This window comes from Gillisia hiemivivida (genome assembly GCF_007997295.1).
Taxonomy (GTDB): Bacteria; Bacteroidota; Bacteroidia; order Flavobacteriales; family Flavobacteriaceae; genus Gillisia; species Gillisia hiemivivida.
In genome coordinates this window covers 19,574-34,065 of sequence record NZ_VORY01000003.1, presented here as the reverse complement: position 1 = coordinate 34,065, position 14,492 = coordinate 19,574, and the positions used below count along the sequence as shown (strand labels likewise).

Below are 14,492 nucleotides of genomic sequence, written 5' to 3'. Positions count from 1 at the left end.
ATTTTCAAATGTACTAAAATAATACAGAGCTCCAAGTCGATACAAGACCCGAAAACACAGCTATTTTATTGTTTTTGGTTTTTTTCCTTTTTCCTGCGCATCTACAACAGCTACCGCTGCCATATTTACTATTTCCTCCACACTAGCACCTAACTGTAAAATATGTACCGGCTTTCTCATTCCCATCATAATAGGACCAATAGAGTCGGCGTTGTTCATTTCTTTCAGAAGTTTATAAGTGCCATTTGCCGATTCTAAATTAGGGTATATCAAGGTATTCACCTTTTTACCAACTAATTTTGAAAAAGGGAACTTACTTTGAAGCATTTCTTTATTCAAGGCAAAATCTGTTTGGATCTCCCCATCTACAATAAGTTCTGGGTTGGATCTATGCAAAATAGCAACTGCCTCTTTCACTTTTCTAGCACGTTCATTTTTAGAAGACCCAAAATTAGCATAAGAGATCATGGCTATCACCGGCTCCATTCCAAACATTCTAACGGTTTTGGAAGTCATCATTGCTATCTTAGCAAGATCTTTAGCAGAAGGATCTATGTTTATAGAAGTGTCACTTATAAAGAGTGGTCCTCTGGAAGTATTCATTAAGTTGGTTGCCGCTATTCTATCTACCCCTTTGGCCATTCCTATTAATTCTAACATTGGTTTTACCACTGTAGGATACGCTCTTGAATATCCAGAAAGCAAGGCATCTGCATCTCCTTCATTCACCATCATTGCAGCAAAGTAATTACGCTCACGCAATAAATTTTGAGCATCGTATTTTGTAACCCCACTTCGGTACCTGGATTTCCAGTAAACATCTGCATAACGTTCTCGGCGCTCTTTTTCTTCATCAGATTTTGGATCGATGATAGTTACAAGATCTTCATCAAAATCTATTTCATTCATCAATTCAATAATCACATCTTTTCTACCCAAAAGAATTGGAATAGCAATTCCCTCTTCCTGAGTGATCTGTGCAGCTTTAAGAACATCTAACTGATCTGCTTCTGCAAAAACCACCTTTTTAGGATCCATTTTTGCACGATTCATCAATAAACGGGAGATCTTATTATCATTCCCCATTCTGTTCAGTAATTCCTCCTCATATCGCACCCAATCCAGAATCGGACTTTTAGCTACGCCACTTTCCATAGCTGCCTTCGCAACTGCCGGCGGAACTCGGGCTATTAATCTAGGATCAAAAGGTTTTGGAATTATGTATTCTGGACCAAAATTCAATTTTGTCTCTCCATATGCAATATTCACTTGCTCTGGCACAGGCTCTTTTGCTAATTCTGCCAAAGCTTTAACTGCAGCCATTTTCATAGCCTCGTTAATTTTGGTAGCTCGTACATCCAAGGCGCCTCTAAAAATAAAAGGGAAACCAAGCACATTATTCACCTGATTAGGATGATCGCTTCTTCCTGTTGCCATAATAAGATCTTTACGCGCAGAAACAGCAAGATCATATTCAATTTCCGGGTCTGGATTGGCCATTGCGAAAACTATTGGGCGTTTGGCCATGCTTTTCAGCATTTGAACATCTACTATATTAGCAATAGAAAGACCTACGAATACATCTGCATCTTTCATTGCTTCTTTGAGAGTGTCTATTTTTCTTTTTGTAGCAAATTCAAGTTTTTCAACAGATAAGTTAGCTCTATCTGCTCGAATTACTCCCTTGCTATCAAGCATTACGATGTTTTCAGCCTTCGCACCAAAGGATTTATACAATTTTGTGCAAGACACTGCTGCGGCACCTGCTCCGCTAATTACTATTTTAACCTTTTCAATTTTCTTTTTTGCGATCCCCAACGCGTTTAATAAGGCAGCAGCAGAGATAATAGCTGTTCCGTGCTGATCATCGTGCATTACAGGAATATCAAGCTCCTCTTTTAATCTGCGTTCTATTTCAAAAGCTTCGGGAGCCTTAATATCTTCTAAATTAATTCCTCCAAAAGTGGGAGCAATATTTTTTACGGTCTGAATAAATGCTTCTACATCTTTGGTATCTACTTCAATATCGAACACATCTATATCTGCAAAGATCTTGAAAAGCAATCCCTTACCTTCCATCACTGGTTTTGATGCTAATGGACCTATGTCTCCAAGACCAAGAACTGCAGTACCATTAGAAATTACCGCAACCAAGTTTCCCTTCGCTGTATATTTATAGGCGTTCTCCTTATCCTTTTCTATTTCTAAACATGGAATAGCAACTCCCGGGGAATATGCCAAAGATAGATCTCTTTGGGTTGCATATTTCTTGGTTGGCACAACCTCTATCTTTCCAGGTTTCGGTTTTGCGTGATAAACTAGTGCTTCTCTCCTTTTGCTGTCCTTACTCATATTCAAAATTATTGGCTGAGTAACAAAGGTAATAAGCTTTAGTTTTTTCAGGTATATAAATATCAAATACTTTAAACTTGATATTTATCTAGAAACTAGATCAAAATACTCTTACATCTCTAATTTCTCTAGCTCTTGCATATCATTGATAATTTCCTCAATCCTGGTTATTAATTTGCCATAGAATAAATGAGTACTTAGTTTGTAACTGAGCACCCCTAACCCCGATAATAATACAGCAGTTACTCCTATTATGAGAATTTGGAAATAAATATCTAATCCCATAAAACCAGACATCACAGGTGTTCCCTGAAAATACATCCAGTAAGCTGGGATTATAAAGACTGTTGGGCCTATCGCTAATAATTTGGTATAAAACTTCTGAATCGCTTTTAACTGAGCATCATAATTTATTAGATACTGATAGGTGTTCGAGTTTGGATTAAATGCATCCACTCTCTTTAACATCTTTTTATTCAGAAAAAATAATGAAAGAATTAAAGCTCCTACATAAATTCCTAGCAGCAACTTATCTAAATAAGTAAATAGTCCAAATAAAAATATGGCCATCGGAATAAGACTAATGTTATCCCATTTCGAAGTAGACTTGATTTTATCAATTATCAAATTGGATTTACTAGTATAGAGATCCTTAACTAAAGGTAGTTTGAAACTTTTATTAGATTCAAAACCTTCTTTCCATATATTTTCAATAGATTTTTCCATCAAGTAATGTTTTTAGTTTTTTCTTAATTCGAGTGATTTTAACTCCGATATTATTCGGCGACAACCCCATGATTTCGCCTATTTCTTGGTACGAATTCTCTTCTAAGTAAAGAAGTATGATGGCCCGGTCCAGCTCGGAAAGCTGCTTTATAGCCAAATAAAGAAGTTTGAGCGATTCGTCATTGAAAGGATTCGAGTCCTGTAAACCCCCATCAAGATCTGGTAATTCAACACTTTTCTTATTTACTTTTTTATCCTTCTTAAGTAAAGAGAGTGAAACATTTAAAGAAATTCTGTAGACCCAAGTAGACCATTTGGAATCACCCTTGAAATTCTCCCGACTCTTCCATAACTGAAGACAAACTTCTTGATAATAATCCTGAAAATCTTCTTCGCTGTCTGTATATGCACGGCAGATCTTAATGATAATTCCGGCATAAGGCAAAATGAACTGTGTATAGAAATCTTTACTCAAAGCTTCTTTTAATTCATTAGTTACGGAAAGATGACTTTATTACAGTTTTAGAGAATAAAATCTAAAATTTACTTTTTCAAAAACTCAATATTCCTTTTTAAACCATCAAATTTTGTTCGTTTTACGGCCGATTTTTTGAAAATTTCATTGAAAGTCTCTTTGGTAAGTTCTTCCCAATCCTTCTTGTCATACTCTAAAATTTGTGGATTAGGATCGAATAAGGGTTCGTTATGGGATTTTGAGAATTTATTCCAGGGGCATACGTCTTGACAAACATCACAGCCAAACATCCAATCGTCGAATTGATCTTTATAGGAATTTGGCAACTCATTCTTAAGTTCAATGGTGAAATAAGAAATACATTTGCTACCATCTACTTTGTAAGGCTCTACAATTGCCTGAGTTGGGCACGCGTCTATACAGGCGGTACAACTTCCGCAATGATCAGTGACTGGTGTATCATACTCCAATTCCAGATCTACAATAAGTTCTGCTATAAAGTAGAAAGATCCGACCTGTTTAGTCAATAAATTGGAATTCTTACCAATCCAGCCCAGGCCACTTTTCGCTGCCCAGGCTTTATCTAAAACCGGTGCAGAATCTACAAAGGCTCTACCCTCTACTTCTCCTATTTCCTGTTGAATAAATTGAAGCAATTGCTTAAGTTTCTCTTTAATCACAAAATGATAATCTGTGCCATAGGCATATTTGCTGATCTTGTAAGAATCTTTATTTTGAAATTCGGAAGGATAATAATTAAGCAGCAATGAGATCACACTTTTTGATCCGGAAACCAATTTTGTTGGATCCAGCCTCTTATCGAAATGGTTCTCCATATAGCTCATTTCACCATGCATATTCTGCTTCAGCCATTTTTCTAAACGCGGAGCTTCTGTCTCTAAGAATTCAGCTTTGGAGATTCCACAAGACATAAAGCCGAGGCGTTTGGCTTCGGCTTTAATAATTTCAGAATATTTTGATCTTAATTCCACTAAAACAAAGCTATTCTTAATAGTACAAATATCCTGTTTTAGAACAAAGAACTTTCAATTTTATTCACATGGTTCAATATTCTGATTAATATGAAATAAATTTTTAGGATCATATTTACCCTTAATTTTTGTCAGTCGTTCATAGTTATCCTTATAGGCAGCTTTCACTCTCTCCTGACCCTCATCCATCATCATATTCACATAAGATCCACCCATGGCGTAAGGTTTGAGAGCGTCAAAATAGTTTTTGCACCAGTTGGTCACTTTATCAACTTTGTCAGGGTCTGGGTCTACCCCTGCAAAAACTTGTATCCAACGAGCATCTCTATTTGCCCAAGCCGTTTCATTGTTTCCAAAATTATGCACGGCTCCATCTATAGGATATAAATGTGTAGTTGAATGCATCGTAGGCACTTTTGAGCCATAATTCAAATTAACTTGAATGGCCCCATCTGACAATTCTTTCATATAATGTGCTCGCCAATACCATTGATAACCTGGAGGATATAAGCCGTCAAACATTCCATTTAAATCCTTCATGGGAATCTCCCCAACAAAATCGAGAATGGGAGGGCCAAATTCTCGTATCGATTTAAAAATTTCTTCTGCCTTTTCTCTTGGTCCAGTATAGTTCCAAACCACACCGCAAACATTTTTATTCCATAGGTTTTCGGGAAAAGGTTCTGCGGCAGGAACAATTAAAAAGGCAAAGAATCCATAAAGATCATTGGAAGCGTTTTTAGTGATTTTATCATAAAATTTTAATGCAGCTTCCGCCTTTTCTATTGGCCAAAACATTGGACCCGCATACACATCTTTAATCTCAATGAGCTTAAATTTAAATGAGACGACAACTCCAAAATTTCCGCCACCACCTCTGAGCGCCCAAAAAAGATCTGGGTTCTTTAGCTTATTGGCGATTACTATTTTACCATTGGCAAGTACCACTTTACACTCAAGTAAATTATCTATGGTCAATCCACCCTTTCTAGTTAGATAGCCGGTGCCGCCTCCCAAAGTAATCCCTCCTATACCTGTTGACCCAATTATACCACTTGGCAATGCAAGGCCGTATGGATAGGTAGCTGCGTCTATATCGCTCAAGAGATTGCCAGGTTCGATAACTGCAGTTTTAGTAGCTGCATCTATCTCTAACTTTTTCATTTCAGACAGATCAATCACCAACCCATCATTGACCAAACATAGACCTGCACCGTGATGGCCACCACTTTTTATAGCGATTTCTAGATTATTTTCCCGTCCAAAATTCACTGCGTGTATAACATCATTCGTATCCTTACATTTTAATATAATTCCCGGATGTTTATCGATCATGCCGTTATAGATCTGCCGGGCATCATCATACTCCTTATCCTCTGGCGTGATAAGCCTACCTTTAATTTGGCTTTTTAGCTCTTCAATTTTTGCCTCCATAATAACTGATTTATTAATTAAACTTGAAATTCGATTTCAGTGCTGTATTGAGGAGACTCCTGGATTAATAACAGTACAAGTACAAACTTGATCGTTTTGATTGTGTATTTTATAAAAAGTAACACTTCAAAAAAAACTGATTACCGGAAAAATTTACTATTAATTATAGCAGGTAATGAGGTAGGATTATAAATCCATTAGATAATTAGAAACATAATCTACTGCATAGAGAAAGTAATCATATACCTAAGCTAACAATTATGTTCATGAAAAGAAATAGGGGAAAACGAGTGTTTTTTCAAATGAAAAATACAAGATAAAGAGGGAATTTTACTTAAACCCTCTTTTTAAAATTCAAAATAGCATTTTTCGGCTTTAATGTGATCAAGGGAAGAATTTCAATAGGGGTCGTTTTTTCTTCGATCTCATATTTCCCAACCATTTCTGCAACTGCAAGAATCATTTCGAACATTGCAAAGTTATTCCCAATACATTTTCTTGGTCCTGCGCCAAAAGGGGCATAAAACGGAGTGTGTAAATAAGGATCCGAATCTGAAAATCTTTCAGGACTAAATTTTTCAGGGTCTTCCCAATGCGATTTGTGTTTATGAATCTCATAAAACGAAAACAATAAATTAGATCCTTTTGGGATCTGCACGCCCTCAAATTCATCATCTTCCAAATTTATTCTATCAATAAAATAAGCCGGAGGATATAAACGCATAGTTTCCTCAACCACTTTTTTAGTATAATTACAAGCTTGAATAAACTCCATTAAAGAATGAGTCTCTTTTTTCGCCTGTTGAACTTCATTAAATATCAATTGTTGTGATTCTGGATTTCGAGCTAAAAGTTGAGCTGCAAACGTGAGCGCATTGGAAGTTGTCTCATGGCCGGCAGTAAAAAGAATCAATATTTCGTCTATTAGTTGCTCTTCGTCCATTTCGTTTCCATCCTCATAACGTGCATCCAATAACATATCCAATAGATCTTCCTCTCGTTTCCCGCTTTCTTTTCTTTCCTGTACAAGTTTTTTGAGGATCACTCTGGCCTCGTCTGTTAGATCTGTATGTTTTTTAATTTCCCCTCCATATTTAAACCATAAGCTTAAAAAGGGCTGCCGGAGTTCTCTTACCAACATTTTTTGAGCAGCTTCTGTGATATATTGCAAGCGTTCTATATCTTTTAATCCCACTGCACTACTAAACAATGATTTCACTACCGTTTGAAAAGCCAGATCGTTGAAGACTGGAAATATATCTATTTCTTTATCCGTTTCAATTTTATCGAGCTCAGTAAGGATAGCATTATGAATGCTATCTAACAATAAGGTGAGCTGCTTTTTATGAAAAGCAGGCTGAATCAACTTTCGTTGCTTTTTCCAGTGGTCTCCTTCAGCAGTAAGCAAGCCACGACCTACATATTTTACAAGATCTTTGGTTTGGATAGGAGATTTCGTATAGTTCTTCTGATTTTTCTGAAGGACATATTCCGCTAAATAGGCATCCCTTGAAAAGATCACAGATTTTCCAGGACCAATAATTAACCTGAAAGTGTCTCCTACTTTTTCAAAATTATTATGATGAAAAGGCAACGGATTCTTCAGAATATTTGAGGCATGCTTCAAAAATTCTAAAAATGAAACTTTTGGAATATTCTTTTTAGCCATATTATTTTTTTTAATAGAGAAGGGAAAAATAAACCTTAAAAGAGTCCCCCCTGGGTATTCCCTTTAATTCTTCCCAAATGTTTGTAGGCGGCTTCAGTTACTTCTCGACCTCTTGGAGTTCTAAAGATAAAACCTTGTTGTATTAAAAAAGGCTCATACACCTCTTCAATAGTTTCAGCATTTTCACTTACCGCGGTAGCCAATGTAGAAATACCTACAGGCCCACCTTTAAATTTATCTATGATCGTGGTCAAGATCTTATTATCCATTTCATCTAAACCATGAGCATCTACATTAAGCGCCTTCAGGCTATATTTAGCGATCTCCATGTCTATTTTACCATTCCCTTTTATCTGAGCAAAATCACGAACTCTACGCAATAGTGCATTTGCAATACGAGGTGTTCCTCTGCTTCGTCCTGCTATTTCTATAGCAGCGTCTATTGATAATGGTACCTTCAAAATATCTGCACTTCGCTGAAGGATGGTAGAAAGTAATTCTGTGGTATAATATTGAAGTCGACTAGAAATTCCAAACCTCGCTCTCATTGGAGAAGTAAGTAATCCAGATCTAGTGGTAGCGCCAATAAGTGTAAAAGGATTCAAGTTGATCTGGACCGTACGTGCATTTGGCCCGGTCTCTATCATGATGTCGATTTTATAATCTTCCATTGCAGAATACAGATATTCCTCTACAATTGGACTTAACCTATGGATCTCATCTATAAACAAAACATCCCGCTCATCCAGATTAGTAAGTAAACCTGCAAGATCTCCGGGTTTATCTATAACCGGGCCCGAGGTGACTTTTATTCCGACCTGCAACTCATTAGCTAATATATGTGCCAAAGTGGTCTTACCTAATCCCGGAGGACCATGAAATAAGGTGTGATCTAATGCTTCCCCACGCTGGTTGGCAGCTTCAACAAATATCTTAAGATTCTCCAGCACTTGATCTTGACCTGCAAAATCATCAAAACTAAGGGGCCTTAAAGCTCTGTCTATTTCTAATTCTTCAGAAGAAAAATTCTCACCGGTAGGATCAAGATGCTCGTTCATATTATGAAATCAGGTTCTAAAATTCAATCGAAAATAATTGATTCAAACAAAGATAAAAGAAAAAAGCCTCTTCATTCCGGATGTCCCGGAAGAAAAGGCTTTTTTTAATATTTTAAGGTCTTGCTTAATGATTCATTTCTTCTTCTCCTTTTTGAAGTGGTATGTTTTGTGGAACAAAATCTTGTCCTGTAATTACATACTCTCCATCTTCATTAGTCTTACTGTAATCGTAAGGCCAACGGTATACTATAGGAAGGTCACCGTACCAGTTTCCGTGGATATGTTCTACCGGAGCAGTCCACTCTAAAGTAGTTGCTTCCCAAGGGTTCATTGTAGCTTTCTTTCCGAAGAAAATAGAGCTAAAGAAGTTGTATAAGAATACTAATTGTACTGCAGATGTAATTATCGCAAATACAGTAATCACAACATTTACATCTTGAAGATCATCAAAATATGGGAACGCCGTGTTAGTATAATATCTTCTTGGTAAACCTGCCATCCCGATAAAGTGCATTGGGAAGAATACTCCGTAAGATCCAATTGCAGTTACCCAGAAGTGAACAAAACCGAGGTTCTTATTCATCATTCTACCAAACATCTTAGGGAACCAGTGGTAAACACCAGCTAACAATCCGTAAAGTGCAGAGATTCCCATTACCAAGTGGAAATGCGCAATTACAAAATAGGTATCGTGAACGTTTATATCTAATGTACTATCTCCTAATATAATTCCTGTTAAACCACCAGTAATAAAGGTAGACACAAAACCAATTGAGAATAACATTGCAGGATTAAATTGTATGTTCCCTTTCCACAATGTAGTAATCCAGTTAAAGGCTTTTACTGCAGATGGAATAGCAATCAATAAAGTTGTAAAGGTAAACACAGAACCTAGGAATGGATTCATCCCTGAGACAAACATGTGGTGACCCCAAACAATTGTTGATAAAAATGCAATTGCCAAGATAGAAGCAATCATCGCCCTGTATCCAAAAATTGGTTTACGAGAGTTTGTTGCCAAAATTTCTGAAACCAGACCCATAGCAGGTAAGATCACAATATATACTTCCGGGTGTCCTAAGAACCAGAATAAGTGTTCAAATAATACCGGAGAACCTCCTTGATGACTTAATACTTCTCCTTGAATAAAGATATCACTTAAGAAGAAGGATGTACCAAAGCTTCTGTCCATGATAAGTAATAAAGCTGCAGAAAGCAATACCGGGAAAGAAACCACCCCAATAATAGCAGTTACAAAAAATGCCCATATTGTTAAGGGTAACCTTGTCATAGACATTCCTACCGTTCTAAGATTGATTACAGTTACTATATAGTTCAAAGATCCCATTAGAGAAGAGGCAATAAAAATTGCCATAGAAGACAACCAAAGTGTCATTCCCATTCCAGATCCACCAATTGCCTGTGGTAAGGCACTTAAAGGAGGATATATAGTCCATCCCGCAGATGCTGGCCCAGCTTCAACAAATAAAGAACTTAACATAACCAAACTGGATATAAAGAATAACCAGTAAGAGACCATGTTCAAAAATCCTGATGCCATATCCCTTGCTCCAATTTGCAATGGAATTAAGAGGTTACTAAAAGTACCACTTAGTCCAGCTGTAAGTACAAAGAATACCATAATGGTACCGTGAATAGTAACTAAAGCTAAATAAATCTCAGGTGTCATAACACCCCCTGGAGCCCATTTCCCTAAAAGAGCTTCGAAGATCCAGAATGATTGCTCTGGCCATGCCAGTTGCATTCTAAAAAGAATCGACATACCAATTCCTATAATCCCCATTAAGAGACCTGTAATAAGATATTGCTTAGCAATCATCTTATGATCTGTACTAAATATATATTTAGTTATAAATGTTTGCTCATGATGACCATGGTCATCATGAGTGTGAGCTTCCGTTGCGTTTACTACTGCTGACATATCTCTAAATCTTAGTTTTTTTTATAATGTTATTCAAGCTCAGTTTCTGTGTTTCCCTCTTCATCCAAATCCTCTTCCAAAGCGTCATCTTCATTTGTACTGACATCAACGGAAGACACATCTGCTACTGCTGCCATTGTAGCGCCAAAAGTTTGTTGTTCTTTGATCCAAGCCTTATAATCTTCTTCGCTTTCAACAACAATCTTCATTTGCATATTATAGTGACCTTGACCACAAATCTTATTACATAACAAGTAATATTCAAACTCATAAGAATCTAAAGGCACTTCACCAGCTGCCATTAATTCTTTAGATTTATCTTTTCTAATATCGTTAATCCTTCCAACTTTTTCTACCATGTATTCACTTTCTCTCATTTCTTCAGAAGTGATGGTTGGAGTGAAACCAAACTGAGTGATCATACCAGGTACCACATTCATTTGTGCTCTAAAGTGAGGGAAGAATGCAGAGTGTAATACATCTTGAGATCTGAATTTGAACAATACCGGTCTTCCAACTGGTAAGTGCAATTCATTGATAATAACATCATCGTTTCCGTAAGGGTCACTTTCGTCTACTCCAAGTTGATTTACGCCTTGAATAAAACGAACATTCGCTTTCCCTAAAGTATTATCTTCTCCAGAGTATCTGGCTCTCCAGTCAAACTGGTATGCATAGATCTCTATAACTAGAGGATCATCTTCGTCGTTGATATTCATAATATCAGACCAAGTAAATAATCCGTAGATAATTAGTCCTGCTAAAACAATTACCGGGATAATGGTCCAGATAAATTCAAGTTTGTCATTATCTGCAAAAAACAAGGCTTTTTTACCTTTTTCGCCACGATATTTAAACGCAAACCAGTGCAACAATCCCTGAGTTAACACTAATACAAACATGATTAGGGCAAGAGTGATGAACATTAAAGTATCTACTTCACTACCATGTTCTGAGGCTGCTTCAGGCAAATAGAACTTACTATAATGCCAGAAACAATAAATAGAAATAACATATATGAAGACCAAGAACATGAGCATTAGATACCCATTTACCTTATTGTCTTTTTGACTAGCAACTTGTGAAGAATCTGTATTAGGGCCACGAGATAAATCAAATATCTTGGACATTTGCCATACAGTTACGGAAAAAAGTGCTATTACAATGATTATTAAAAATACAGTCATTTTTTTATTTCTTCTTTAAACAATCTTTTATTAATAATGAAAATGCTTACTCTCCTTAATAAACGGATTGCGTTTTGGCAGCAACGGAGCTTTTGTAAGCCCACTAAACACAATAAACACAAACAATCCTGTAAACATCAATAAAGCACTAATTTCAGGTATTCCTATAAACCATGACTCGCCAACAGCGGATGGCATTATCATTACAAAAATATCTAAATAATGGCCACAAAGAATAATAATTCCAGCCATAATTACGAACAAATTAAGTCGTTTGTAATCACTATTCATAAGTAACAATACTGGGAAAACAAAGTTCATAACTACCATTCCGAAGAATGGTAAGGTATAGTCCTCTATTCTTGTTATAAAATAAGTCACCTCTTCCGGGATATTTGAATACCAAATCAACATAAATTGAGAGAACCAAAGATACGTCCAGAAGATACTGAAACCAAACATGAATTTCGCTAAATCATGAATATGAGAATCATTAACATATTCTAAATAACCTCTAGATTTTAGATAGATAGTAACTAAAGCAATCATAGTAACTGCAGAAACAATCATACTTGAAAATACATACCATCCAAATAAAGTACTAAACCAGTGCGGATCTATACTCATGATCCAATCCCAAGACATCATAGATTCTGAAATTAGGAAGAACACTAAGAATCCTGCAGCTAGTTTGAAGTTTGTTTTGTGTAATCTATCATCTGTAGCTTCATCCAACCTCAAAGAATTCCTTCTCATTAGATATCTAAAGATGTTCCATCCTGCGATGTAGATAGCGGCTCTTATCAATAAAAATGGTACATTTAAGTATGCTGTTTTATTCTGAATAAGTTCATCGTGAGCTACAACTTCTGGATCCATCCAGATAAATAGGTGATTTAAATGCATGCCAGATAAGGCCAGAAGGATAAACATAATGATACTTCCTGGTAACAAATATGCAGTAATTCCATCCATTACTCTAAAAAGTACTGGAGACCATCCCGCCTGTGCAGCTTGCTGAATTGCATAAAATGCTAGGGTTCCAAGAGCTATCATAAAGAAGAAGAATGCAGCAACATACACAGCAGCCCAAGGCTTGTTTTGTAATTGATGCAATAAATGTTCGTAATGCTCATTATCGTGAGCTGCATCCTCAGCATGAGCTCCTGCGCCTTCATTCTCTTCAGCAATAAGGTGGTCACCTTCTACATGTTCAGGATTAGCTAGATGAATATCGTTTTCTAAAACTGCATCCTCTTCGGAATCTTGGTGAGAATCATCAGCCAACATTTCCTTTACATCTTCTATAGTATCTGGGGCAGCCATAAAAGCATAAACAAGGCCAATAGCTCCTACAATCATAAAAATGATTGCAGTTAATTTTAATCTACTTGATAGCGTGTACATATTAATATATCTAAGTGCAGTTATTTTTAGTTTGTACCTTCTTGGTCTAATTCCGTATTAACATCATCTCCTAAAATAGTAGGATCAGCGCTTACTGGTGGAATAAGATTTCTCTTTAGGTTAGCAGTAGTATCACTTTCAAATTCTCTTTCAGGTTCCTCTAAAAGTTCACCTTTCAATTTCATTACGTAGTGATCTATTTGCCAACGCTCTTCGATAGATGTTTGAGATGCGTAAGAACCCATAGAGTTTAACCCGTAATACATTACATGGTAGACACTACCTTCAGTAATTGCTCTTCCGGCATCAGCGTAACTTGGTACTCCTAATATTTTCTCACGCTCTACTAGAATTCCTTTTCCGTTTCCTTGATCTCCGTGACAAACTGCACAATAAATAGTATACAATTGTTGTCCTGCAGCAAGATTCTCTTCAGAATAAGGTATTGGATTGGTTAATTGCGCTTTTGCTTTCTCATAGCCTTCATTAGAGTATTCATAACCGTAAGGATACCAACCACGCGGGATAGTACCCTCTACCGGCAATTTAGCTTCCTGCCCATTGGCGAAAATATCGTACTCCCCATAAGCTTCATAAGAAACTGGCACATACATATCGGGGAAATATTGATAGTTTGGCTTATCCTTATTAAAACAAGAGGTAGTGGTAACTACCACTAAGAATAAAACTATTGATTTATGAAATAAACTTTTCATTCTTCTAATTAATTTTCAATTAATTTAATTTCAAGAGCTCCAGTGTTATATAAAAACTTAGAAAGTTCTTCTACATTATGGTTGGATACATCAATTTCCATTAAGAAATGATCGTCTGTAGTTCTTACATCTGGATTTTCAGCAGTTTTAAAAGGCCATAATTTACTTCTCATATAAAAAGTAATTACCATAAGGTGAGCCGCAAAAAATACTGTTAATTCAAATATAATTGGCACAAAAGCTGGCGAATTCTGTATAAAAGAAAAACTCGGCTTTCCACCAATATCCTGTGGCCAGTCTTCTATCATCATATAATTCATCATAATAATTGCCACAGCAAATCCTATTAGTCCGTAGATAAAGGAAGCTATTGCCAAACGAGTTGACTCTAATCCCATTGCTTTGTCCAGACCGTGAACAGGAAATGGAGTATAAATCTCTGCGATGTTGTAACGGGCGTCACGAACTTGTTTTACTGCTTGTAGCAATAAATCATCATCGGTATAAATAGCGTGTATTACTTTTGATGCCATC

Annotated in this window: 12 protein-coding genes; all 12 read right to left on the bottom strand. The window is 36.5% G+C overall.

Translation table 11 applies throughout. The annotated features are described in order from the left end of the window. Nucleotides 1–60: 60 nt before the first annotated feature. Entirely contained in the window at nucleotides 61–2,352 is a 2,292-nt protein-coding gene (locus ES724_RS04240) for an NADP-dependent malic enzyme (protein ID WP_146930026.1), read from the bottom strand. Between the two features lie 111 nt (nucleotides 2,353–2,463). Then, on the bottom strand, nucleotides 2,464–3,078 hold the full coding sequence (locus tag ES724_RS04235) for a hypothetical protein (RefSeq protein WP_146930024.1): 615 nt from the start codon (nucleotides 3,076–3,078) through the stop codon (nucleotides 2,464–2,466). Further along, the gene (locus ES724_RS04230) at nucleotides 3,062–3,553 is read right to left on the bottom strand and encodes an RNA polymerase sigma factor (protein WP_146930021.1); all 492 of its coding nucleotides are present in this window, start codon (nucleotides 3,551–3,553) and stop codon (nucleotides 3,062–3,064) included. Before ES724_RS04230 ends, ES724_RS04235 begins: the two co-directional genes overlap by 17 nt. 68 nt (nucleotides 3,554–3,621) lie before the next feature. Further along, nucleotides 3,622–4,545, bottom strand: a complete 924-nt coding sequence (gene queG, locus ES724_RS04225; protein ID WP_146930018.1) for a tRNA epoxyqueuosine(34) reductase QueG — start codon at nucleotides 4,543–4,545, stop codon at nucleotides 3,622–3,624. A 60-nt stretch (nucleotides 4,546–4,605) separates the two neighbouring features. Further along, nucleotides 4,606–5,979, bottom strand: a complete 1,374-nt coding sequence (locus ES724_RS04220; protein WP_146930015.1) for an FAD-binding oxidoreductase — start codon at nucleotides 5,977–5,979, stop codon at nucleotides 4,606–4,608. 334 nt (nucleotides 5,980–6,313) lie between these two features. After that, entirely contained in the window at nucleotides 6,314–7,648 is a 1,335-nt protein-coding gene (locus ES724_RS04215) for a cytochrome P450 (RefSeq protein WP_146930012.1), read from the bottom strand. A 35-nt stretch (nucleotides 7,649–7,683) separates the two neighbouring features. Further along, complete coding sequence (gene ruvB / locus ES724_RS04210; RefSeq protein ID WP_146930009.1) at nucleotides 7,684–8,706, bottom strand: Holliday junction branch migration DNA helicase RuvB; 1,023 nt, start codon at nucleotides 8,704–8,706, stop codon at nucleotides 7,684–7,686. A 124-nt stretch (nucleotides 8,707–8,830) separates the two neighbouring features. Then, entirely contained in the window at nucleotides 8,831–10,648 is a 1,818-nt protein-coding gene (locus ES724_RS04205; protein WP_146930006.1) for a cytochrome c oxidase subunit I, read from the bottom strand. A 29-nt stretch (nucleotides 10,649–10,677) separates the two neighbouring features. After that, nucleotides 10,678–11,835, bottom strand: a complete 1,158-nt coding sequence (locus ES724_RS04200) for a cytochrome c oxidase subunit II (RefSeq protein WP_146930003.1) — start codon at nucleotides 11,833–11,835, stop codon at nucleotides 10,678–10,680. Between the two features lie 30 nt (nucleotides 11,836–11,865). After that, nucleotides 11,866–13,242, bottom strand: coding sequence for a quinol:cytochrome C oxidoreductase (locus ES724_RS04195; protein ID WP_146930000.1), 1,377 nt, complete (start codon nucleotides 13,240–13,242; stop codon nucleotides 11,866–11,868). Nucleotides 13,243–13,268: 26 nt separating this feature from the next. Next, entirely contained in the window at nucleotides 13,269–13,958 is a 690-nt protein-coding gene (locus ES724_RS04190; protein ID WP_146929997.1) for a c-type cytochrome, read from the bottom strand. 8 nt (nucleotides 13,959–13,966) lie between these two features. Beyond that, a complete protein-coding gene (locus tag ES724_RS04185) occupies nucleotides 13,967–14,491 on the bottom strand; it encodes a DUF3341 domain-containing protein (RefSeq protein WP_026837436.1) in 525 nt (174 codons plus the stop codon). Nucleotide 14,492: the final 1 nt, after the last annotated feature.